Raw genomic sequence first — 22,352 nt, forward strand, 5'->3', positions numbered from 1 at the left:
CCCGGCGCGAGGACGGCGTCACGTCAGCAGCACGAGCTCCTGCGTGGCCCGGGTCATCGAGACGTACCGGTCGACGGCGCCCTCGATGCCCGGCCCCAGCCGCTCGGGACCCACCAGGACCACGAGGTCGAATTCGAGGCCCTTCGCGGTCTGCGGGGTGAGCGAGCGCACCCGGGGGAGCTCCCGGAACGCTGCGTCGCCGATGACGCACGCCACGCCCTCCGGGTGCCGGGCCAGCCAGTCGGCGAGCATCTCGTCGCGAGCGGATGCCGCGCCCTGCCGCACCGGAACCCCGGTGCTGCGGATCGACTCCGGCACGTTCGCGTCGGGGAGCGCCGCACGGATCACCGGCTCGGCGGCCGCCATGACCTCGGCCGGAGTGCGGTAGTTCACCGTGAGCGAGGCGATCTCGATGCGCGAGAGCCCGGCGCGCTCGAGGCGCTCGGTCCACGTCTCGGCGAACCCGTGGCGCGCCTGGGCGCGGTCCCCGACGACGGTGAAGCTGCGCGACGGGCACCGGGTCAGCAGCATCCGCCATTCCGCGTCCGTCAGCTCCTGCGCCTCGTCGACGACGATGTGGCCGAACGGGCCGGTGAGGCGGTCCGGCCGCGCGGTGTCGTCCGCTCCGTCGAGGGAGTTCCGCGCGTCCTGTCCTCGGAGGATCGACATCACGGCCATCTCCGAATCGTCGGCGGCGATGAGGTCGTCGCGCACGCGTTCGCGCACCTCGCGCTCGGCTTCCTGCTCGGCTTCCCGGCGCCGCCGCCGCGCTGCGGCGCCGGGGTCGCCGATGCGCAGCCGCGCCGCATCGAGCAGCGGGAGGTCGGCGTCGGTCCAGGCGTGGCCGTCGGCGCGCTGCAGCGCTGCGACCTCCGCGTCGTCGAGCCACGGCGCGCAGTGCCGCAGGTAGGAGGGGACGGTCCACAGGTCCGCGATCACGTTCGCCGGATCGAGCACGGGCCAGGCGCGGGCGATCGCGCGCATCAGCTCCTCGTGCTGCAGCAGCGCCCGGCGCAGCAGGTGCCTCGGCACCTCCTCGCCGTGCTGGTCGGCGATGATCTCGAGCACGGCCTCGCGGACCTCCTCGCGCGCATCGTTGTGCGGGGTGCCCGGCTCGGGCGCGGCGAAGGCCTCGGCCCAATCCGCCGGGTCGAGGACGGCATCCGCCCACGGCGTCTCGACGATCATCGACGCACGGGGAGCCTGCTGATGGTGCGCGACGGCCGTCTCGACGGCATCCACCATCGCCGCGGTCGCCTTGAGCGCGACGACCGCCGGATCGGCTTCGACGGATGCCGCGGAGCCCTCGGGCACGAGGTCGCGCAGCGTGCACAGCTCGACGCCGTCCTCGCCGAGTCCCGGAAGCACGTCCGAGACATAGGCGAGGTAGGGCCGATGCGGACCGACGACGAGCACACCGCCCCTGCCGCGGCTCAGTCGAGGATCCGAATACAGCAGGTAGGCCGCGCGATGCAGGGCGACCACGGTCTTGCCGGTGCCGGGGCCGCCGTCCACGACGAGCGCGCCCCGGGAGCCGGCGCGGATGATCGCGTCCTGATCCGCCTGGATGGTAGCGAGCACGTCGCGCATGCGCGGCGAGCGACTGGCGCCGAGGCTGGCGATGAACGCCGACTGGTCGTCGAGCGCAGCGCGGTCCTCGAGCCCGTCCGGAGTGAAGACCTCGTCCCAGTAGTCCGTGATGCGCCCACCCGTCCACCGGTACCGCCGACGCCGGGCGAGACCCATCGGATCGCCGTGGGTCGCGCCGAAGAAGGGCTCGGCCGCGGGGGAGCGCCAGTCGACCAGCAGACGGCGACCGTCGCGATCGGTCAGACCCAGACGCCCGATGTACACTGCCTCCTGTCCTTCCTCGACGATGTGCCCGAGGCAGATGTCGAGCCCGAACCGGCGCAGCGCCCGAAGGCGCGCGGTGAGCTGGTGCACCTCGAGATCGCGGTCGAGGGCGTCCTGGCCGCCGCCGATCGGACGCCGGCGCACGTCGTCGAGACGCTGTGACGCGTCGGCGATCGACTCGCGCAGGCAGCGGTCGATCGCGGCGAAGCGCCGCTGGTCGGCGGCGATCAGCCGAGGTTCAGCCTTGGCGGACAGACGGTCGGGCAGGTCGAAGACGTCGGTGGCGACGGTGTTCACGAGGAGGGCTCCGTTCCGGCGGGCGCGTGGTCGGCGGGGCGCGCGGGCGACCACGGCCGACCAGTATGCGCCCCGAGGGGGGCCTTGCGGCAAGGCCCCCTGCCGCCGTTATCCTGGAAATGCGGGAGTGATCCGCGCCGACCGCGTCGACCACGCGCCCGCCGCTCGAGCCCGTCGCGTGCGTCCGCCGCGCCGGGACGTCGACCCCCGCACTGAGAGTCCCCGCGAGTCGCCAAGACACGCCGTACCTCGTGTCGCGGCGTCGGCGTGTCTTGGCGACTCGCGCATCCTGGGCCCGGACACGTCGAAGCCCGGGCGCACCTCGCCTGTGCGGCCCGGGCCTCGAACGGTCGTGCGGGTCAGTGGTGGAAGGTTCCGGCTTCCTCCTCCGTCATGGAGTTGACGATCGGGTGGGCGTCGAAGTGCGCGATCGCCGCACGGTAGTCGTCCATCAGGAGGGATGCCGCGTCACGGTCGAAGCCCTGACGGACGAGGATGCGCTGCACGGCGAGGTCTTCGCGGTCCTTCGGCATCGTGTACGCCGGCACCTGCCAGCCGCGCGTGCGGAGCCGGTCGGCGAGGTCGAACAGGTTGAACGGATGCTCGACGCCCTCCTTGAGCTTCCAGGAGACGGCCGGGATCCCGTTCGGGGCGCTGCCGTCGGCGATGATGTCGAAGTGCCCGAGCTTGGAGATCTCCTCGGCGAGGTACATCGCGGTGTCGTGGCACGACATCTGCACCTTGCGGTACCCCTCGCGGCCGAGGCGCACGAAGTTGTAGTACTGCGCGACGATCTGCCCGCCGGGGCGTGAGAAGTTCAGCGCGAACGTCGGCATGTTGCCGCCGAGGTAGTTCACGTTGAAGATCAGGTCCTCGGGCAGGTCCGCGGCATCCCGCCACACCACCCAGCCGACGCCCAGGGGCGCCAGGCCGAACTTGTGACCGGAGGTGTTGATCGACTTCACACGCGGCAGCCGGAAGTCCCACACCAGCTCCGGCACGGTGAACGGGGCGAGGAAGCCGCCGCTCGCGCCGTCGACGTGGATCGGGATGTCGAGCCCGGTCTCCTCCTGCAGCTTGTCGAGCGCATCGCTCACCTCGTGCACCGGCTCGTACTGGCCCGTGAAGGTGACGCCGAGGGTCGGCACGACGCCGATGGTGTTCTCGTCGACGCGCTTGATCACCTCGTCGGCGGTCATGATCAGGCGGTCGCCCTCCATGGGGATCTCGCGCAGCTCGACATCCCAGTACCGGGCGAACTTGTGCCAGCACACCTGGACGGGTCCGGTGATCAGGTTCGGCTTGTCGGTCGGCTTGCCCGCCTCCCGCTGACGGGCGCGCCAGTTCCACAGCAGCGCCATGCCGCCGAGCATCGCGGCCTCGCTCGAGCCCGTCGTCGACGTGCCGAGCGTGTTCGCGGCATCCGGCGAGTTCCACAGGTCGGCCAGGATGTGCACGCAGCGCGCCTCGATCTCGGCCGTCTGCGGGTACTCGTCCTTGTCGATCATGTTCTTGTCGAGGGTCTCGGCCATGATCGAGCGCACCTCGGGCTCGAGCCAGGTCTGGCAGAACGTCGCCAGGTTCTGGCGCGAGTTCCCGTCGAGCATCAGCTCATCGATCACGACCTGGTAGGCGTGGCGAGCCAGGTGCTCGTTCTGCGGCATCCGGTACTTCGGCAGGCTGACCGACAGGTCGGTCGAGGCGAAGACCTCGTCGAGCAGCTCGTCGCGGACATCATCCTTCTTATGCAGCATTTTCGTGTTCCTCCAGTGTCAGTTCGCGGTCTTCGGCTCGGGGGCGGCGTCGGTGGCGCCGGCCTCTTCATCGCTGTGCGTGTGGTCTTCGTCGGGATAGACCTTCCAGCTCTCCTTGCGGAACTTGTAGATGATGAACGGCCAGATGCCGAGGACGACGATGCCGCCCACGAGGATCAGCGTGTACGTCAGCTGGTCGATGCCGTTGCCCTCCGGCGCGACGAAGCCGATGAAGAACGCCAGCAGGCTCGCGAGGAACCCCACCCAGCCGATGAACGTCATGGCAGGAGTCCGGAACCCGCGCTTGACCTCGGGGTGCGAGCGCCGCAGCTTGAGCGCGGCGAGGAACATCATCATGTACATGATCAGGTAGAGCTGCACCGCCATCGCCGAGAAGATCCAGAAGACGCTCTGCACCGAGGGAACGACGGCGAACAGCACCGCGAGGATCGTGACGAGGATTCCCTGGATCACCATGATCGGCACCTGCATGCCGTTCTTGTTCGTCTCCTGCAGCTTGGGAGGCAGGTAGCCCTGGCGACCGACCAGCAGGAGACCCTTGCTCGGGCCGGGGATCCAGGTGACCACCGATGCCAGGATGCCGAACACGATCAGCAGCGCCATGACGGTCGTCATCCACGAAATGCCGAGCTGGCCGAAGAACACGTCGAACGCCTGCAGCACGCCCTGGGTCAGGTTGACGCTGGACGGCGAGACGCCGACGGAGATCGCGAGCGTCGGGAAGACGAAGACGATCAGGATGATGATCGACGCGAGCAGGATGGCCTTCGGGAACTGCTTGCCCGGCTTGTCCATCTCGTTGACGTGCACGGCGTTCATCTCCATGCCCGCGTACGAGAGGAAGTTGCTCACGATGAGCACGATGCTCGCGATGCCGGTCCACGTCGGGAGCCACTGCGCCTCGGACACCGGCGGCAGCTCGGACTTGCCGCCTGAACTCAGGAACAGCAGCGCGAACACCACGAGGCCGAGCGACGGCACGATCGTGCCGGCGATGAAACCCCACTTGCTGACGCCGGCGAAGGACTTCACGCCGCCGAAGGCGATGAACGTCGACAGCCAGTAGACGACCAGGATGACGAGCCCGGTGAACAGGCCGTTGGACGCCAGGGCCGGGTTGAAGACGTACGCCAGCGCCGACGCGAAGAACGCCAGCTGTGCGGGGTACCACACGACGTTCTGCATCCACTGCTGCCAGATCGCGCTGAAGCCGATCCGATCGCCGAAGGCCTCTCTGACCCAGACGAACACGCCGCCCTTCCAGCCGCTCGCGAGCTCCGCCGCGACGAGCGCGACGGGGACCATGAACACGATGGCGGGCAGGACGTACAGGAAGATCGATGCCCAGCCGTACCCGGCCATCGCCGGCAGGCCGCGCACGCTGGCGACCGCGGTGGCGATGAGGATCGCCATCGTGAACCAGCTCATACCGCTCGTCTTCGCGTGGATGGAAGTCGCCGGTCGTTTGACGTCGCTCATACACATCTCCGTCCCTCGAGCCCTTTCGGGCACTGCCAGACACGCCGTGTCCGGGCAGCCAGGAGGGACGTCGGCGAGGTTTGGAGGCCAGACTCTCGCGCCCGTCGCGGAGTGTCAACCCTCATCCCGGGTGATCCCGGGGGTGAGGGCACGGAGGACGGATGCCGCGATCAGACGTACCCGAAGAGCGGCGGGAAGACCACCACGACGACCGTCGACCAGCCGAGGTAGACGGGTACGAAGCCGGTCTGCCAGCGCTCGAGGCGATCCCATCGGGTGCGCCCGAGCAGGAACCGCAGCTGAAGCCAGGCCGCCCCGGCGAGGTTCGCGAGCAGAATCAGGTTGAGGCCGAGCGAGGCGAGCTTGTTGGGGCTCGCGCCGTACTCGGCGATGCGTCCGATCATCGCGATCAGCACCAGCAGGTCGACGAGGATCGCGGCCACCACCATCACGAGCTGGAGCCGGTCGAACCACGACGGCGGAGCCAGCGGGTCGCGTGCGGACATCGCATACAGCAGCAGACCCAGCACCACGACGAGGACCACGTCGAAGACGATGAGCAGATCGCGCTGCCCGAACATCTCCGGTGCGCCGTCGACCGGCTCGACGAGGCTGCCCTGCAGCAGCCCGGCGACGACGAACGCCAGGAGGAGCAGCGTGAAGAGCGGGGTGAACAGCTTCGTCAGCACGGGCGCGATGTTCTCGATGACGCTCTGCTTGGCCTCGACGAGCCATCCCGCGATGACCACCGCGCCGGCCAGCCCGCACGGGATCGCCCACTCCTCCACGAAGGCACTCGCGTCGAGGCCGATCGCCCCGAAGACCGCCATCGTCAGCCCGACGAGCACCCCTCCGCCCAGCGCGATGAGCACGAGGTAGACGAACCATTCGCCGGTGAACCGCACGAAGTCCATACGAGCGCTGCTCGAGCGCACATCGCCGTTCACGTACGCGATGCCCACCACGATCCACAGCGCGACGACGGCGTGGATCGCCGCGAGGGCGAGGGTGGCGGCATCCGTCCCGAAGGGATACAGGTTGAGCACGAGTGCGGCGGCGGCGAAGGGCGCGGCGACGGCGATCACCGTCGCCGTACGCGCGCGGCTGCGCACCAGGAAGTACGCGGCGAGGAACGGAAGGATGAGGAGCGAGAGGTTGCGCACGGAGAACTCGCCGCCGCCCGCGAAGCCGACGCCGAAGAGTGCCGGGATCTTCACGGCCACGGCGGCCGCGACGGCGAGACCGACGGCGAGCGGGAGCGCCCGCGAACGGGACGACTCGGCGGCCGGCTCGTCGATCATGAGCTGCTTCCACAGGCGCTCGGAGTGCTCGCGCGCGAACTCGCGGGAGAGCTCGTCGATGCCGCCCATGCGCTTGACGGCGACGAGGAACGCTTCGTCGGGCGCGAGACCGGATGCCGCGAGCCGCTCGATCTGGTCGCGCAGGTGGTCCTCGAGCTCATCGACGTCGCGCCCGGCGATCGCATCGCGGCGGCCGACGTAGCCGCGCCAGGCGGCGATCTGCTCCTCGAGCTGGGGGTCGAGCTCGGCGCTCATGCCGGCACCCCTCCGAGCGTGAAGGGGCTCCGCCCGCCGTCGCGGTCCGCCCACACCTGCTGCAGCGCAGCGCTCACGACCGTCCACTGCCGGTGCTGTTCCGCGAAGGCGGCAGCGCCGTCGGCGCTGAGCCGGTAGTGCTTGCGTGGGCGACCGGTGGGCGAGGCGCCCCACGTCGCTTCGACGTGTCCGAGCCTTTCCAGCCGGTGGAGGAGGGGGTACAGCATCCCGTCGCTCCATTCGAGCTCTCCGTCGGAGAGCTCGCTCACGCGCTGCAGGATCGCGTAGCCGTACGACTCGCCGTCGGCGAGGATGCCGAGCACCATCGGGGTCGCGGCCGCCGCCACCAGGTCTTTGCCGATCTTCACGCCGTCACTCTATACCTAGAACAGCAAGGTACATAGAGCTGCAATGTACGTACGGTTCTGCGGAGATCCGCCGTTCGACGGACGCGCTGGAACAGTGCGGTCCTGAGAAGCCGCGATCTCCGCCGAACTGCGGAGGTCAGCGCGACAGCGTGGAGGCGCGGACAACGAGCTCGGGCTGGAAGACGGTCTGGCGCGCGATGCTCTCGGGATCTGCGGCCTCTTCGAGCACGATGCGCAGCGCGGTGCGGCCGATCATGCGACTCGGCTGGCGGATCGACGACAGCGGAACGGCGGCCGCCGCTGCGAACGGGATGTCGTCGAACCCGATGATCGCGATGTCCTGGGGCACCAGCATCCTGCCGTCCACCACCAGGGACTGCAGCAGCCCCAGCGCGAGCAGATCGTTCGCGGCGAACAGCGCATCCGGCCACTCCCGGCGCGGTCGCGCGAGGATGCGGGCACCGGCGGCCACTCCGTCCTCGACGGTCATCGCGGAGGTCGCGACCACCTCGAGATCCGCGCCGGCGTTCTCGGCCGCGACGCGCGCGCCGGCCAGGCGGTCGTTCACCTGCCGGATGTCGAACGGCCCGCCCACGAACGCGATGCGGCGCCGCCCGCCGGCGATGAGGTGCTCCACGGCCATGCGACCGCCGATGACGCTGTCGACCGAGACGGAGGAGAAGCGGCCGTCGCCGCTGAATCGATCCACCAGAACGGCGGCGATTCCGCGTGCGCGCAGCCGCTGAAGGCGCGCGGTCACGTCGCCGTAGGGGGCGATCAGGAGCCCTCGCACCTGCTGCTCCTCGAACAGGTCGAGGTAGAGCTTCTCCCGCGCGAGATCCTCGTCGGTGTTGCCGTAGAGGATCGCGATGCCGTGCTTGGTCGCCTCGTCCTCGGCACCGCGCACGACGTCGTTGTAGAAGGGGTTCTGGCCGTCGAGCACGACGAACCCGACCGTCGTGCTCACGCCGGCGCGCAGCTTTCGCGCGGCATCGTTGCGCACGTAGCCGAGTTCTTCGATGGCTCGGCTCACGCGGTCGACCGAGTCGGCGGAGACCTCTCCGGGTCGATTGAGGACGTTCGAGACCGTGCCGACCGAAACGCCCGCGCGCAGCGCGACATCACGGATGCTGACCGGCACGGCGCCCCCACTTCTTCGTCGGATCACGATTCGGTCACTGTCACCGAGTGACTTGACCGAAAACGTCGGTGTACATACAGTAGCCTGAAACCCGCCTGAATCGATTCACCCATTTCACCTCAACGAGGAGGCCGCCGTGGCAGCAGATGTCGCCCCCGCCGCGCCGCACCCCGCCCTGGAGCTGCGACGGGTGGTGAAGTCCTTCGGTCCGGTGGTCGCCCTCCGTTCCGGAAGCCTCACCCTCGAGCGCGGCTCGATCCACGCCCTCATCGGCGAGAACGGCGCCGGCAAGTCGACGCTCGTGAAGATCGTCGCGGGGCTCTACCGCCGTGACGCGGGGGATCTCCTCCTCGACGGCGAGTCGGTCGACTTCACCAGCACGGCGCAGTCCAAGGCCGCCGGGATCGCGGTGATCTACCAGGAGCCGACGCTCTTCCCCGACCTGTCCGTGACGGAGAACATCTTCATGGGCCGGCAGCCCACGAACCGGTTCGGACGCATCGACCGCAAGGCGATGCGCGCGGAGGCCGTCGAGATCTTCCAGCGCCTGGGCGTCGCCCTCGACCCCGACCGTGTGACAGAGGGCCTCTCGATCGCCGATCAGCAGATCATCGAGATCGCGAAGGCCATCTCGCTCGATGCCCGCGTGCTCATCATGGACGAGCCGACGGCGGCGCTGTCGGGCGTGGAGGTCGAGCGGCTCTTCGCGGTCGCGCGCAGCCTGCGCGATGAGGACCGCGCCCTGCTGTTCATCTCGCACCGCTTCGACGAGGTGTTCGCCCTGTGCGACACCGTCACCGTCATGCGCGACGGCTCGTACATCGACACCACCGCGATCGCCGACACCACCGTCGACGACCTCGTGCGCCAGATGGTCGGCCGCGACGTCACCGAGCTGTTCCCGAAGCTGCCGTCCGAGGTCGGCGACGTGGTGCTCGAGGTCGAAGGACTCACGCGCAAAGGCGTGTTCCGCGACATCACGTTCACGCTCCGCGCCGGCGAGATCGTCGGCCTCGCGGGCCTGGTCGGCGCCGGCCGCAGCGAGGTCGCCCGCGCCGTGTTCGGCGTGGACCCCTACGAGGCGGGATCGGTCCGCCTCGAGGGCCGCGCGCTCCCGAAGGGCAACCCGCGCCTCGCCACGACACGCGGCATCGCGCTCGTGCCGGAGGACCGCCGCAAGCAGGGCCTCGTGCTCGATGACGGGGTCTCGCGCAACATCACCCTCGCGATCCGCTCGAAGCTCGCCAGATGGGGTCTTCTGTGGTCCGGCCTCGAGAACCGCGCCGCGCAGGTGTGGGCGAGCCGGCTCGAGGTGAAGACGGCCGCGCTCGACGCCGAGGCCGGAACGCTCTCGGGGGGCAACCAGCAGAAGGTCGTGCTCGGGAAATGGCTCGCGACCGAGCCGAAGGTGCTCATCGTGGACGAGCCCACGCGCGGCATCGACGTGGGCACGAAGGCCGAGGTGCATCGCCTCCTGTCTCAGCTGGCCCAGCAGGGACTGGCGATCCTCATGATCTCGTCCGAGCTCCCGGAGGTGCTGGGAATGGCCGACCGCGTCCTCGTCATGCGGGAGGGACGCCTCACCGGCGAGTTCACCCGCGAGGAGGCGACGCCCGAAGCGGTCATGTTCGCCGCGACGGCAGACGCGGAGGTGGCACGATGACCACGACGGCCACCCCCACGGTCCAGCCGGGATCGAGCGCGGCATCCAAGCTGGTGCGCCGCATCGGAACGGCTCGCGAGACCGGCATCCTCGTCGCCCTGCTCCTCGTCGTGCTCTTCGCGACGATCAGCAACCCGACGTTCCTGTTCTCGGGCGACGGCTTCCGCGATCTCCTCCTCACGCCGTCGCTGCTGCTGCTGGTCGCCGTGGGCTCGGCGATCGTCATCATCTCGCGCAACGTCGACCTGTCCGTCGGATCGATCGTGGGCCTCACCGCGTATCTCACCGGCCGGCTCTTCATCGACATCCCCGGCATCCCGCTCATCGGCGTCTTCGTCGGCGGCGTGGTCATGGGCGGACTGCTCGGGCTCATCAACGGCTCGCTCGTCGCCTTCGCCCGCGTGCCCGCGCTGGTCATCACGCTCGGCACGATGTACATCTACCGCGGCCTCAACGTCGCGTGGACCGGCAGCGACCGCATCAACGCCTCCGACCTTCCGGCCGACTTCCGCGCGCTCGGCACCGACCGCATCCTCGGCATCCCGATCCTCACGATCATCGCCGTCGTCGTGCTCGTCGTGGCCGCGTGGTACCTGCGCAACCTCCGCAGCGGCCGTGAGCTGTACGCCATCGGATCCGATCCGGCGGCCGCGCACCTCTACGGACTGCGCGTCACCCGGCGCATCATCGGGGCGTTCGTCACCAGCGGCGCCCTCGCCGGCCTCGCCGGCGTGCTGTACGCGGCGCGCTACGGCACGGTCTCCTCCGGGGCAGGCTTCGGATGGGAGCTGCAGGCCATCGGCGCGGCCGTCATCGGCGGCGTCGCGATCTCGGGCGGCGTCGGCACGGTGTGGGGCGCGGCGATCGGCGCGTTCCTGCTGCTGACCATCAACCGGGCCCTGCCGATCCTGGGCATCGACGACTTCTGGCAGCGCGCCGTCGTCGGCGCACTGATCCTGGGCGCGATCGTGCTCGACCGGGTGCTCGCCGTCCGCCAGCACCGACGACTCATCGCACAGCGGGAGGAGACACGATGACCGCCCTGACGGATGCCGCGCCCGCCCGCGTCTACAAGGCCCACGCAAAGCCCGCCTGGCGCCGCGTGCTGCTCACACGCGAGTCCGCGATCATCGCGATCCTGCTGCTCGTGATCGTCGTGGCGCTCGCGACGGTGCGCAATTTCGACAGCCCGCTCACGGTCACCTACCTGCTCCGCGACGTCGCGCCGATCCTGCTGATCGCACTGCCGATGACGCTCATCATCATCACCGAGGAGATCGACCTCTCGGTGGCGAGCATCGTGGGCCTCTCGTCGGTGATGACCGGCATCCTGACCCAGGCGGGTCTGCCCTTCCCGCTCGCGGCTGTCGTCGCGATCGTGGTGGGCACGATCGCCGGTGCCTTCAACGGCTTCCTCATCACGGTGGTCGGGCTCCCGTCGCTCGCGGTGACGATCGGCACGCTCGCGCTGTTCCGCGGGATCGCGGTGGGTCTGCTCGGGACGACGGCGATCACCGACTTCCCCGAGGAGTGGACCGATCTCGCCAAGGCGAACATCCCGGGCACCCCCATCCCGGTGATCATGATCCCGTTCGTCGTCCTCGCGATCGTGTTCGCGGTCGTGCTGCACTTCACGCCGTTCGGGCGCTCGCTGTACGCGATCGGCCTCAGCAAGGAGGCCGCCGCCTTCTCGGGCATCGACGTCGGGCGCACGAAGTTCCTGCTCTTCGTGCTCAGCGGCGCCGTCTCGGGATTCGCGGGCGTCTACTTCACGCTCCTGTACTCCAACGCCCGCGGAGACAACGCGATGGGCATGGAGCTGCAGGTGATCGCGGCGGTCCTGCTCGGCGGCGTCTCGATCTTCGGCGGCCGGGGTGCGCTGCACGGCGTCATCGCGGGCGTCCTGCTCATCGGCACGCTCGGCAGCGCCCTGCGCCTCGCCGGCGTCACCAGCGACATCATCAACGTCATCACCGGACTGCTGCTCATCGCATCGGTGGTGTCGTCCAGCCTGCTCGCATGGCTGCAGGTCCGCAGGACCGCCGCCATCGGGAAGAGGAAGGGGCGAGCCGGCGCATCGGACGCGCCGTGACCGCCCCAGAGCACCACACACCACAACCGCAGCAAAGCACTCGCACACTGCACCACGGAAGGAAACAATGATGTTCGGAATGAAGCGCACACGGCGAGCCGGCGTGGTCGCCGCGATCGCCGTCGGTGTCTCGCTCGTCGCCGCCGGCTGTGCCGGTGGCGGTTCGGGCGGGGACCCGTCGGACGGCGGCGACGGCGGCGACGCCAACCTGTCGATCACGATGCTGCCCAAGAACCTGGGCAACGCGTACTTCGACACGTCGACCGGCGGCGCCGAGGAGGCGACCGCGGAGTTCGGCGGCACGTTCGAGGAGGTCGGCCCGTCGGAGGCGTCGCCCACCTCGCAGGTGCAGTACATCCAGACCGCGGCGCAGCAGGGCGCGGGCGGCCTGATCGTCTCGGCCAACGACCCGGAGGCTCTCTGCGACGCGCTCGACGAGGCGCGCTCGGCCGGTGTCAAGGTCGTCACGTTCGACTCGGACACCAACCCCGAGTGCCGTGACCTGTTCATCAACCAAGCGACCGCCGAGGGCATCGCGAAGATCCAGGTCGACCTGATCGCGGAGCAGATCGGCGACGCCGGCCAGATCGCGATCCTGTCGGCTTCGGCCAACGCGACCAACCAGAACGCCTGGATCGAGATGATGGAGGAGGAGCTCGCCGCGAACCACCCCGACATCGAGCTCGTCGAGGTCGTCTACGGCGACGACGACGACCAGACCTCGTTCGACAAGACGGCGGCTCTGCTCCAGACCTACCCGGAGCTCAAGGGCATCGTCTCGCCGACCACGGTCGGCATCTCGGCCGCGGCGCGCTACCTGTCGACCTCGGAGTACAAGGGCAAGGTCGCGCTGACCGGCCTCGGCACCCCGAACCAGATGCGCGAGTACGTCGAGGACGGCACCGTCACCGCGTTCGCGCTGTGGAACCCGGCCGACCTCGGCTACCTGGCCGCGTACGCGACCCAGGCGCTCATCACCGGTGAGATCACCGGCGAAGAGGGCGACACGTTCGAGGCCGGCAAGCTCGGCTCGTTCGAGGTCGGCCCCGACGCCGGCGTGCTCCTCGGCGACCCGTACGTGTTCGACGCGGACAACATCGGCGACTTCGACTTCTGAGCCGACACCGGCGCCCGGCCCGCATCGCGCGGGCCGGGCGTCGCGCTGTCCGGACTCCGCAGTCACTTCGTGCCGCGGTTCGCCCGCGGCTTCGGCGTGTCCTGACTGCGGAGCGGCGGGTTATGACTGCGGAGCGGCGGGTTAGCCTGGGCGCAGCATCCGTCCGCGCATCATCCGAGGAGACCGCCGTGCCGATCGTCGTGATGGGGGTGTCGGGCTCGGGGAAGTCCACGGTGGCGGCGGCGCTGGCGGGGCGCGTCGGCGGCGTCTACCTCGATGCCGACGACTTCCACCCGCCCGCGAACGTCGCCAAGATGACGGCGGGGATCCCGCTCACGGACGAGGACCGGATGCCGTGGCTCGCCCTGGTGGCGGAGGCGATGGTGTCCGCGGAGCGGCGTGACGGCACTGCGGTCGTGGCGTGCTCGGCGCTGCGCCGGACGTATCGCGACGCGCTGCGTGCGGTGGCGGGCGACGTCTTCTTCGTGCAGCTCGACGGGTCGCCAGAGCTCCTCGCCGCCCGTATCGGCGCGCGCGCCGACCACTTCATGCCGTCCTCGCTGCTCGCGTCGCAGCTCGCGCTGCTCGAACCGCTCGAGTCCGACGAGCGGGGGGCCGTCGTGTCGATCGACGCGGTGCCCGCCGACGTGGTCGCATCCGCCCATGAGCGCTGGGCGGATGCCGCGGACTCTGACAGGCTGTAGCCAGCCCGGAACCCCGGGGGCGCGTCAGGAGAGCACATGGCCGGCAGGTACGACCTCGAGACCACGACCCTCGGCGAGCTCCTCGACGACCCGGAGGCGCGCGGCATCATCGTCGAACTCGTGCCGGAGCTCCCCGACCACCCGATGATCGGGTTCGCGAAGGGCATGCCGGCGGCCGCCGTGCTCAAGATGGCCGGCGGTCAGCTTCCCCCCGACACCCTCGAGCAGCTGACGACTCGCATCGCCGCGCTCTGACGCGCCGGATCAGCCCCGCGGAGCGCGGGACCGGACGCGGGACAGCGGAGCGTTCACGACTCCCGCCGCGAGCACGACGGCCGCTGCGACGATCGGCGCGATGAGCGCCGTCTGCGCGCCGGCGGCTTCGGCGATGAGGCCGGTGATGGCGGATGCCGCGGACTGCCCGACCACGACGGCCGAGCCGAGCATCGTCATGACGGTGGCCGAGCGCCCGAGCGGGCTGCGCCCGGCGGCGAGGCTGTACTGCGTGACGAGGGTCGGCCCGATGCCGATGCCGATCACGAGGAGGCACACGGTGATGGCGCCGACGCTGCCGGCGAACGGCAGCGCGAGGGTTCCCGCGACGAGGACCACGGCGAACACGAGCCAGCGGGCGGTGAGCGTGAACCGTGCGGGGAACAGCGCGACGCCCAGTGCGAGGGCGGCGGAGCCGATGCCCATCGCACCGTAGACGAGGCCCGCCTGCTCGGGGACGCCGCGCTCGGCCATGAAGGCCGTCAGCGAGGTGAGCATTGCGCCGAAGAACAGACCCATGCCGAGCGTGCCGACCACCGTCGTGAGCAGCGCCGGCCGCGCGAGCTCGCGGACGGATGCCTGTGCCGGCTTCTCACCGTGCGCGGGTGCCGCGACGGCGGCGGTGGGGTGCAGTGCGAACGCGCTCACGAACACGAGCGCCAGCAGGGCGGCGCCGATGACCGGCGCGGCAGGGCTCATCGTGGTGGCGAGGAGGCCGACGATCACCGGCCCGAAGACGAAGACGATCTCGTCCGCCGCCGACTCGTAGGCCATCGTGCCGCCGACGGCCGCATCGCGACGGTCCTTCGAGAAGGTGCGGCCGATGATGCCGACGAGGCGGCTGCGCGACAGCGGTGCGACCTGGGGCATGGACGCGCCGATGAGGAAGGCGACGATGAGCAGCGCGGCATCCGGAACGGAGGCGAACGCGAGCCACGCGATCGCGACCAGGAGGAGGCTGTTGAGGGTGCCGGAGATCAAGAGCACGCGGCGCTGGCCGAAGCGGTCGGCGGCGGCGCCGAGCAGCGGCCCGAACAGCGCGGTGCCGAGGCCGGTCATCGCGGACGTGAGACCGCCGAGGGCGAGCGAGTCGCGCGCCGACACGACGAGGGTCAGGATTCCGACCACCATCATCGCGAACGGCAGACGCGCGATCAGCGCGATGGGGAAGTAGCCGAAGCCCGCCTCGCGGACGAGGCTGGCGCGGCGGGGCGCCGCCAGAGTGGTGTGCATCGTGGTTCCTGTGCAAGTCCGCCGCGGGACGCGGCACGTCGTGCCGCCTTGGTCCGGGCAGGACCAGGTAGATACACATCGAGGATGGTGACCCCAGTCTACCGGGTGGGGCCTGGTCGCCGCCTGGACGCGTCAGCGGGCGAGCGGGATCCACACCCTCATCGTCGACGGACCGCGCTCGGCCCACTCGTGATACGGCACCAGGGCGACCTCGGCGGTCGCGGCATCCGGATCCTCGACGGCCATGCCGTAGGGCCACGGTGCGTCCTCCGCCGGCACGCGGCGGACGGTCACCCATACCCGGCCGTCGCGCTCGACCGGGGCCGTGCCGGGCACCAGGGCGACGAGGCCGACGTCATCGACGCCCACCGGGCCGAGGTCCGTGGACTCGAGCGCCAGCACTTCGGGGCCGCGTTCGATCGCGACCGACCCGCGCACCGCGTCGATGCGCGGATCGGGGCTCGAGATCCGCGGAGCCATCGGCAGGTCGAGCTGGACGACGTCGCCGGCGCGGAACGCGTGGCGGATCTCGACCATGCCCGGCTCGACGGTGCGGGTCTGCACGAAGTCGGCCGTCACGGTGCGCAGCGTCGCTCCGGTCGCCCAGGCCGGGATGCGGACGCTGAGCGTCCACGGCTCCGCGGCGTCCGACCGGTGCGTGATCGTCACGCGCCCGTCGGCGGGGTACTCCGTCGCGACGTCGAAGGCCACGATGCGTCCGTCGTCGAGCGTGGTCAGGACGGCCGACGGTGCGTACTGGTGCAGCTGGATGCCGTCGGAGTCCGCCGTCGCGACATAGGCGTCGAGGCTCGCGAGGGTACGAGCGACGTTCGGCGGGCAGCACGACACCTCGAACCACGGCGCGCGCAGCGACGACGACGCCCGCGGGGACGTCTCATGCGGATCGGCGGGAACGCCGGGCACCCGCTGGTGGAGCGTGTTCGCGTAGTAGAACGCGCGGCCGTCGGGCGCCGGGGAGGTCGCCACGACGTTGTACAGCGTGCGCTCGATGAGATCCGCGTGCCGTGGGTCGGCGCCGGCCAGCAGCAGGCGCCACGTGAACATGATCGAGCCGATGCTCGCGCAGGTCTCGGAGTACGCCCGGTCCGGCGGAAGCTCGAAGTCGTCGCCGAAGGCCTCGTCCTGGTGATGCGATCCCTGGCCGCCGGTGATGTACGTGCGACGCGCGATCGTACGCTCCCACTGCCGGCGCAGCGCCTTCTGGAGCTGGTTGTCGCCAGTCTCGACGGCGACGTCCATCGCGCCGGCAGACAGGTAGTTCGCGCGCACCGCGTGGCCGCGCAGCACGGTGGCCTCGCGCACCGGGGTGTCGTCCTGGAAGTACTTGCGGCCCCACTCGATGTCGCGGAGGGTTCCCCGGCCGTGACGCTCGACGAACAGGCGGGCCTGCGCCAGGTAGCGCCCGTCGCCGGTCGCGCGTGACAGCTCGGCCAGTCCCACCTCGATCTCGGCGTGGCCGCAGATCGTGTCGCGCCCGTCCGCACCGAACTCGTCGCACACCAGATCGGCCGCGCGCCGAGCGACGCCGAGCAGCCCGTCGTCCGCTCCCGGCCGCGTGCGCTCGCGGGCGACCGCCGCCTGGAACAGATGCCCGAGGCAGTACAGCTCGTGACCCCACTCGAGGTCGGTCCACCGCGCTCCCTGGCCGGGACGGCCGAACATCGTGTTGAGGTAGCCGTCCTCCTCCTGGGCGGCGGCGACGCGGGCGACGACCTCGCGGAACCGCTCGTCGAGGACCTCGTCGTCGGTGCGACCGATCTCCCACGCGAGGCCCTCGAGGTACTTGTACACCTCCGAGTCCGAGAACTCCCGTCCGCGACGACCGGCGGGCAGCCCGCCGGTGCGGGCGAGATCGAAGTTGGGCAGCCACCCCTCGGACTCGAGGCGCGAGCCGATGTGGTCGAGCGTGTGAAGCCCGTTGACGGCCTGCCGGTCGCCCCAGAACCCGCCCGTGATGCGGACGTCGCCGAGCCCGAGCGGCCGCAGCTTCCCACGGCTCGGCACGGCGGGCGCCTGCGGCGCCGGCGTGATGGTGTGCATGGTCATCCCTTGAACGCTCCCGACATGAATCCGCGGACGTAGTGACGCTGCAGCACCAGGAAGAGCACGATGCAGGGCAGCGCCAGCACGACGACGCCCGCCTCGGTGGCGCCGTAGTCGATCACACCCATCACCTGACCGCGGAGGTTCGCGACCGCCAGGGGCAGCGTCATCCGGTTCGTGTCGTTGATGAGGATGGGCGGCGCGATGAAGTCGTTCCAGGCGGTGAGGAACGCGAACAGTCCGACGGTGATGAGGCCGGGCTTGACCGCCGGCAGCAGCACGCGCCACAGCGCGCTGAAGCTGTTGCAGCCGTCGACGAGGGCGGCCTCGTCGAGCTCGCGAGGGATCGACTCGAACGAGATGCGCATCATGAACATCGAGAACGGGAGCTGGAACATGGTGAGCACCAGCGCGACGCCCAGGAGCGAGTTCTGCAGACCGACCGCGTTGAGGATCACGTACAGCGGGATGAGCAGGGTCGCGTACGGCACCATGAGGATCGCCAGGACCAGCAGGAAGAGCAGGTTCTTGCCCGGGAAGTGGAAGCGCGCGAACGCATAGCCGCCGAGGAACGAGATCACCAGCGTGAGGGCGACGGTGACGAGCGACACGAACAGCGAGTTGCCCAGGTACACCCAGATGCCGGCCTGGAAGTTCGCCAGCGACACGTAGTTCCCGAAACCCCAGCCGTCGGTCTGCGCCGACCCCGCCTGCGGGCTGAACGACGACACCGTCGTCCACACGAGCGGGTAGAGGAAGATGATCGCGAGCGCGGCGGTGAACACCCCGTACGGGATGCCCCACACGAGCCGGGTCGCGCGCCGCGACATCCGGGGCGTGCCCTTCAGTCGCGGCGCGACGATGGTGCGCGTCGAGGTGGTGTCGGTGTCGGTGAGCGCCATGGTCACGCCTCCTCGGGACGGTTGAACGCGCGCAGCTGCACGACGTTGATGACGATCAGGGCCAGCAGGACGATGACCGACAGCGCGGCGGCGATCCCGAGATTGTTCTGGCCCTGGAAGGCGATGTTGTAGATGAGCTGCACGATCGTCATGGTGCTGTTGTCGGGGCCGCCCTTGGTCAGGATGTAGAACTGGTCGAACGCGAGCAGCGACCCGGTGACGCACAGCACGATCGTGAGTGCGAAGGTCGGCCGCAGCAGCGGCAGCGTGATGTCGCGGAACGTCTGCCAGCGCGAGGCGCCGTCGATGCGCGCGGCCTCGAAGACGTCCTCGGGGATCCCCTGCAGCCCGACGAGCATCAGCAGCATGTAGAAGCCGGCATACCGCCACACGATGAGGAACACCGTCGACCAGAGGGCGCCCTCGGGAGTGCCGAGGAACGTGAACCCCCACGTCTGCATCAGGTCGGCGAAAGGTCCGGCGAACGGGGAGTACAGGACGTAGAAGAGGAGGGATGCCGAGGCCAGGCCGAGGGCGCTCGGGATGAGGAACGATGTCCGCAGGAATCCCTTCCACATGGTCGACTCCTGCACGAGGAGGGCGAGGCCCAGGCCCAGCCCGACGAGCAGGACCGTCGTGATCACCGTGTACTTCAGCGTGAACCAGATCGAGTCCCAGAAGAGGCGGTGGTTCACGGCCTCGACGTAGTTGTCGGGGAAGTTCCACCCCAGGTTGCCGCGCAGCAGCGGCCAGTCCGATCCCGACATCTGGAGCACCAGGAGCAGGGGGATCAGGAACAGGGCGACGACGAACAGGGCCGTCGGGGCCGCGTACAGCCAGCCTTGGACGGGCCCGCCCAGCGGGCTGCGTGCCCGCGCTCTGCGGGCGGTTCGTGCGGTGGTGGTGAAGGCCACGTCGTCGCTCCTTGGGAAGGCGCCGGCGGGGTGCGCTGCCGGACAGCGCACCCCGCCGGCGGAGGGGGTTACTGGCTGAGGACCGCGGTGATCTCGTCGTTGTCGGCGTCGACCGTCGCGCCGTCGCCGAGCACGGCATTGCGCACCAGGGTGATCCACGGGCTTCCCGGCGCGTTGTACGCCTGCTGGAAGTTGAGGGCCACCGGGGTGTCGCCCTGTGCGGCGACCTCGTTGATCTTCACCAGACGCGGGTCCGTCGCCGCGTACTCGTTGTCGGCGAGGTCGGACCGCGAGACGGCGTTGCCGTCCTTGGCGAGCACGTCGACCTGGGCGTCCTCCGACATCATCCAGGCCAGGAAGTTCCACGCCTGCGCGGAGAGCTCCGAGTCCTTCGAGATGCCGATGCCGTCACCGCCGACGAAGGTCGACTCGCCGCCGTCGACGCCGGGGATGCCGGCGACGCCCGCGTCGAACTCGAGCGCCGACAGGAGCGTGGCCGGGTACGGCATGATGCCGACGTTGCCCTCCTGGAAGCCGGCCACCCAGGTGGCGCCGGTCTCTTCGGCCGATCCGGGCGCGACGGCGCCGTATTCCTCGAGGTCCTGCCAGGTCGAGTAGACCTCCTTGGCGGTCTCGCTCGCGAGCAGCGCTTCGTTCCCCTCGGGGTTCATCACCGGGTCGCCCGATGCCCAGATCGACGGGAACCACGTGAAGACGAGGCATCCGCCGCAGTTCAGGCCCGTGGAGGTTCCCGAGACGCCGTCCTTGCCGAGGTCCTGGATGGCCTTGGCCGCGTCAGCGAACTCGGCGAGCGTCGCCGGCGCCTTCTCGGGGTCGAGGCCGGCTTCGGCGAAGAGGTCCTTGTTCCACATCAGCATCGACAGGTCGAGCACGAAGGGGAGCACGTGCTCCGCGCCGTCGTAGGTGCCGGCGTTGAGGTGGCCCTTGTTGATCTCGTCCTTGTAGTCGAGACCGTCGATCTGCTCGCTGATGTCGGCGAACAGGCCCTGCTGGACCCAGTTCGGCACGTAGACGATGTCGGCGGCGAACAGATCCGGCAGACCGCTCGAGCCGGCCGCGGCGCCGACCTTCGCGACGTAGTCGTCGTTCGGGACGACGGTCAGCTCGACCTGATTCTCGTGGCTGGCGTTGTACGCCTCGACGAGCAGCTTCGCCTGGCGCTCCATCGGCGCGCGGGTCCACAGCGTGAGCGTCGAGCCGTCATCCACGCCATCGGCGGGGATGGACTCGGCGGGGGCGGGGGTGCCGCTGGTTCCGGCGCACGCGGTGAGGCCGCCGACAAGGGCGCCCGCCGCGACGATGGCCGTCGCCGCACGCAGTGCGACTCGGCGTCGGGTGGTGAACATGCAGTTGTCTCCTCTAGCTCTTCTTCGAGCGGATGACGCCGGCCCCAAGCCGGCACCGCTGCGGTGGTGCGGGGTGAGGATTCGAAATCTACGAAATCCCTTTCGGCAAGTTATCGTGTGTATCGCCGGGTGGTCAAGTAGCCTCTCCGATAACCTTTCCGCAGCAAGGAGGTGAACGTGACGACGAACGAGACGAGTTCGCGAACCGCGACGCTCAGTGACGTGGCCAAGCGCGCCGGCGTGTCCATCGCCACGGCGTCGAAGGCGCTCAACAATCGGGACGACGTCGCCGTGGCAACGCGCCAGCGCGTGCTGCGGGCTGCCGACGAGCTCTCGTTCACACCGAACGCGATGGCGAAGGGGCTGCTCGCCGGGCGGACCGGGACCGTCGGCCTCCTCACGAGCGACCTCGAGGGCCGGTTCATGATCCCGATCCTGATGGGCGCAGAAGACGCCTTCGGGGCCGGGCAGATCAACGTCTTCCTGTGCGATGCGCGCGGCGACGCCATCCGCGAGCAGCACCACCTCAAGGCGCTGCTGAGCCGACGCGTCGACGGCATCATCGTCGTCGGCCGCCAGACCGACCCGCGCCCGTCGCTCGGCCAGGACCTCCCCGTCCCCGTCGTCTACGCCTACGCGCCCTCGGACGATCCTCGCGACCTGTCGCTCACGCCCGACAACTACTCCGGCGGGCGGCTCGCCGTCGACCACCTGCTCGCCTGCGGACGCACGCGCATCGCGCACATCACGGGCGATCCCGCCTACGCCGCGGCGCAGGACCGACTCGCGGGTGCGCGTGCAGGGCTCGAAGCGGCGGGGCTCTCGCTGGTGGGCGAGCCGATGTTCTCGGAGTGGACCGAGCACTGGGGACGCGATGCCGCGGCCATGCTGCTCGAGCGGCACCCCGACGTGGACGCGATCTTCTGCGGCTCCGACCAGATCGCGCGCGGCGCGCTCGACACGGCCCGCGATCTCGGGCGCCGCGTGCCCGACGACCTCGCGATCATCGGGTACGACAACTGGGAGGTGCTGTCGACGAACTCGCGGCCCGAGCTGACGAGCATCGACGCCAACCTCCAGATGCTGGGTCGCCAGGCGGCGCAGCGCGTGTTCGACGCGATCGACGGCGTCGACATCGGAAGCGGCGAGCATCACCTTCCGGTGCGGCTCGTGATCCGCGGCTCGACGATTCCGCGGCGGTGAGGGCGCGGAGGTGACGGTGCCGGGCTATAGGATCCGTGCATGTCCTTCCAGGCCTATCTCGACGCGGTCGAGACCAAGACGGGGCTGACCCCGCGACAGCTGATCGACCTCGCCCACGAGAAGGGCTTCGACGAGAACACGAAGGCGACACCGATCGTCGAGTGGCTCGCCGCCGACTACGGCCTGGGGCGCGGCCACGCGATGGCGATCGTGCACGTCATCACGAAGGGTCCGCAGATCAGCGACAAGCACGTCGACTCCGGCGGCACCCATTCCGACCCGTCGAACATGCTGTGGCTCGACGGCAAGGCCACCAACCCCGCCGGCTGACGCTCAGTCCGAGCAGCGCC

General features: G+C 69.8%; 19 protein-coding genes. 8 read left to right on the top strand and 11 right to left on the bottom strand.

Annotation, left to right across the window (positions count from 1 at the left end):
• Nucleotides 1–18: 18 nt before the first annotated feature.
• The 6 genes from helR to OL358_RS08530 all read right to left on the bottom strand — a co-directional run bounded on the left by helR (nt 19) and on the right by OL358_RS08530 (nt 8,470).
• On the bottom strand, nt 19–2,151 hold the full coding sequence (helR, locus tag OL358_RS08505) for an RNA polymerase recycling motor ATPase HelR (protein ID WP_264709546.1): 2,133 nt from the start codon (nt 2,149–2,151) through the stop codon (nt 19–21).
• Nucleotides 2,152–2,510: 359 nt separating this feature from the next.
• The gene (locus OL358_RS08510; protein WP_264709547.1) at nt 2,511–3,905 is read right to left on the bottom strand and encodes a glutamate decarboxylase; all 1,395 of its coding nucleotides are present in this window, start codon (nt 3,903–3,905) and stop codon (nt 2,511–2,513) included.
• Nucleotides 3,906–3,923: 18 nt separating this feature from the next.
• Nucleotides 3,924–5,405 (bottom strand): amino acid permease, encoded by a 1,482-nt coding sequence (locus OL358_RS08515; RefSeq protein ID WP_264709548.1) that lies wholly within the window; start codon nt 5,403–5,405, stop codon nt 3,924–3,926.
• 170 nt (nt 5,406–5,575) lie between these two features.
• Nucleotides 5,576–6,961 carry a permease prefix domain 1-containing protein gene (locus OL358_RS08520; protein ID WP_264709549.1) on the bottom strand — a complete coding sequence of 462 codons (1,386 nt, stop codon included), beginning with the start codon at nt 6,959–6,961 and terminating at the stop codon, nt 5,576–5,578.
• Complete coding sequence (locus tag OL358_RS08525) at nt 6,958–7,329, bottom strand: PadR family transcriptional regulator (RefSeq protein WP_264709550.1); 372 nt, start codon at nt 7,327–7,329, stop codon at nt 6,958–6,960. The genes OL358_RS08520 and OL358_RS08525 overlap by 4 nt, the downstream gene beginning before the upstream one ends.
• A gap of 136 nt (nt 7,330–7,465) precedes the next feature.
• On the bottom strand, nt 7,466–8,470 hold the full coding sequence (locus tag OL358_RS08530; protein ID WP_264709551.1) for a LacI family DNA-binding transcriptional regulator: 1,005 nt from the start codon (nt 8,468–8,470) through the stop codon (nt 7,466–7,468).
• Nucleotides 8,471–8,606: 136 nt separating this feature from the next.
• On the opposite strand from OL358_RS08530, the gene OL358_RS08535 reads away from it, so the two are divergent.
• From OL358_RS08535 to OL358_RS08560, 6 genes are all read left to right on the top strand, one after another.
• Entirely contained in the window at nt 8,607–10,133 is a 1,527-nt protein-coding gene (locus OL358_RS08535) for a sugar ABC transporter ATP-binding protein (protein WP_264709552.1), read from the top strand.
• Nucleotides 10,130–11,170 (top strand): ABC transporter permease, encoded by a 1,041-nt coding sequence (locus OL358_RS08540; RefSeq protein ID WP_264709553.1) that lies wholly within the window; start codon nt 10,130–10,132, stop codon nt 11,168–11,170. The genes OL358_RS08535 and OL358_RS08540 overlap by 4 nt, the downstream gene beginning before the upstream one ends.
• Nucleotides 11,167–12,225: an ABC transporter permease gene (locus OL358_RS08545; RefSeq protein ID WP_264709554.1), complete on the top strand. Its 1,059-nt coding sequence runs from the start codon at nt 11,167–11,169 to the stop codon at nt 12,223–12,225. The genes OL358_RS08540 and OL358_RS08545 overlap by 4 nt, the downstream gene beginning before the upstream one ends.
• A 70-nt stretch (nt 12,226–12,295) precedes the next feature.
• A complete protein-coding gene (rhaS, locus tag OL358_RS08550; RefSeq protein ID WP_264709555.1) occupies nt 12,296–13,342 on the top strand; it encodes a rhamnose ABC transporter substrate-binding protein in 1,047 nt (348 codons plus the stop codon).
• A 188-nt stretch (nt 13,343–13,530) separates the two neighbouring features.
• Nucleotides 13,531–14,046 carry a gluconokinase gene (locus OL358_RS08555; RefSeq protein WP_264709556.1) on the top strand — a complete coding sequence of 172 codons (516 nt, stop codon included), beginning with the start codon at nt 13,531–13,533 and terminating at the stop codon, nt 14,044–14,046.
• A gap of 36 nt (nt 14,047–14,082) precedes the next feature.
• Nucleotides 14,083–14,301 carry a hypothetical protein gene (locus tag OL358_RS08560; protein WP_264709557.1) on the top strand — a complete coding sequence of 73 codons (219 nt, stop codon included), beginning with the start codon at nt 14,083–14,085 and terminating at the stop codon, nt 14,299–14,301.
• A 9-nt stretch (nt 14,302–14,310) separates the two neighbouring features.
• Here the strand turns inward: OL358_RS08560 and OL358_RS08565 are convergent, their stop codons facing one another.
• The 5 genes from OL358_RS08565 to OL358_RS08585 all read right to left on the bottom strand — a co-directional run bounded on the left by OL358_RS08565 (nt 14,311) and on the right by OL358_RS08585 (nt 20,799).
• Entirely contained in the window at nt 14,311–15,552 is a 1,242-nt protein-coding gene (locus OL358_RS08565; RefSeq protein ID WP_264709558.1) for an MFS transporter, read from the bottom strand.
• A 132-nt stretch (nt 15,553–15,684) separates the two neighbouring features.
• Nucleotides 15,685–17,619: a glycoside hydrolase family 127 protein gene (locus OL358_RS08570; protein WP_264709559.1), complete on the bottom strand. Its 1,935-nt coding sequence runs from the start codon at nt 17,617–17,619 to the stop codon at nt 15,685–15,687.
• Entirely contained in the window at nt 17,616–18,518 is a 903-nt protein-coding gene (locus OL358_RS08575; protein ID WP_264709560.1) for a carbohydrate ABC transporter permease, read from the bottom strand. The genes OL358_RS08570 and OL358_RS08575 overlap by 4 nt, the downstream gene beginning before the upstream one ends.
• Nucleotides 18,519–18,520: 2 nt before the next feature.
• Nucleotides 18,521–19,432, bottom strand: coding sequence for a carbohydrate ABC transporter permease (locus OL358_RS08580; RefSeq protein ID WP_264709561.1), 912 nt, complete (start codon nt 19,430–19,432; stop codon nt 18,521–18,523).
• Between the two features lie 68 nt (nt 19,433–19,500).
• Complete coding sequence (locus OL358_RS08585; protein ID WP_264709562.1) at nt 19,501–20,799, bottom strand: ABC transporter substrate-binding protein; 1,299 nt, start codon at nt 20,797–20,799, stop codon at nt 19,501–19,503.
• A 171-nt stretch (nt 20,800–20,970) separates the two neighbouring features.
• On the opposite strand from OL358_RS08585, the gene OL358_RS08590 reads away from it, so the two are divergent.
• On the top strand, nt 20,971–22,002 hold the full coding sequence (locus tag OL358_RS08590; RefSeq protein ID WP_413631347.1) for a LacI family DNA-binding transcriptional regulator: 1,032 nt from the start codon (nt 20,971–20,973) through the stop codon (nt 22,000–22,002).
• A 39-nt stretch (nt 22,003–22,041) separates the two neighbouring features.
• Complete coding sequence (locus OL358_RS08595) at nt 22,042–22,332, top strand: DUF4287 domain-containing protein (RefSeq protein ID WP_264709564.1); 291 nt, start codon at nt 22,042–22,044, stop codon at nt 22,330–22,332.
• Nucleotides 22,333–22,352: the final 20 nt, after the last annotated feature.

Origin of the sequence: Microbacterium sp. SSM24, assembly GCF_025989145.1 — a bacterium.
GTDB lineage: Bacteria > Actinomycetota > Actinomycetes > Actinomycetales > Microbacteriaceae > Microbacterium.

Bases quoted from the DNA above. Each gene is read 5' to 3' on its own strand.
- OL358_RS08510 (WP_264709547.1), bottom strand. From the start codon at position 3,905: ATGCTGCATAAGAAGGATGATGTCCGCGACGAGCTGCTCGACGAGGTC.
- OL358_RS08515 (WP_264709548.1), bottom strand. From the start codon at position 5,405: ATGAGCGACGTCAAACGACCGGCGACTTCCATCCACGCGAAGACGAGC.
- OL358_RS08520 (WP_264709549.1), bottom strand. From the start codon at position 6,961: ATGAGCGCCGAGCTCGACCCCCAGCTCGAGGAGCAGATCGCCGCCTGG.
- OL358_RS08540 (WP_264709553.1), top strand. From the start codon at position 10,130: ATGACCACGACGGCCACCCCCACGGTCCAGCCGGGATCGAGCGCGGCA.
- OL358_RS08545 (WP_264709554.1), top strand. From the start codon at position 11,167: ATGACCGCCCTGACGGATGCCGCGCCCGCCCGCGTCTACAAGGCCCAC.
- rhaS (WP_264709555.1), top strand. From the start codon at position 12,296: ATGTTCGGAATGAAGCGCACACGGCGAGCCGGCGTGGTCGCCGCGATC.
- OL358_RS08560 (WP_264709557.1), top strand. From the start codon at position 14,083: ATGGCCGGCAGGTACGACCTCGAGACCACGACCCTCGGCGAGCTCCTC.
- OL358_RS08565 (WP_264709558.1), bottom strand. From the start codon at position 15,552: ATGCACACCACTCTGGCGGCGCCCCGCCGCGCCAGCCTCGTCCGCGAG.
- OL358_RS08570 (WP_264709559.1), bottom strand. From the start codon at position 17,619: ATGACCATGCACACCATCACGCCGGCGCCGCAGGCGCCCGCCGTGCCG.
- OL358_RS08575 (WP_264709560.1), bottom strand. From the start codon at position 18,518: ATGGCGCTCACCGACACCGACACCACCTCGACGCGCACCATCGTCGCG.
- OL358_RS08585 (WP_264709562.1), bottom strand. From the start codon at position 20,799: ATGTTCACCACCCGACGCCGAGTCGCACTGCGTGCGGCGACGGCCATC.
- OL358_RS08595 (WP_264709564.1), top strand. From the start codon at position 22,042: ATGTCCTTCCAGGCCTATCTCGACGCGGTCGAGACCAAGACGGGGCTG.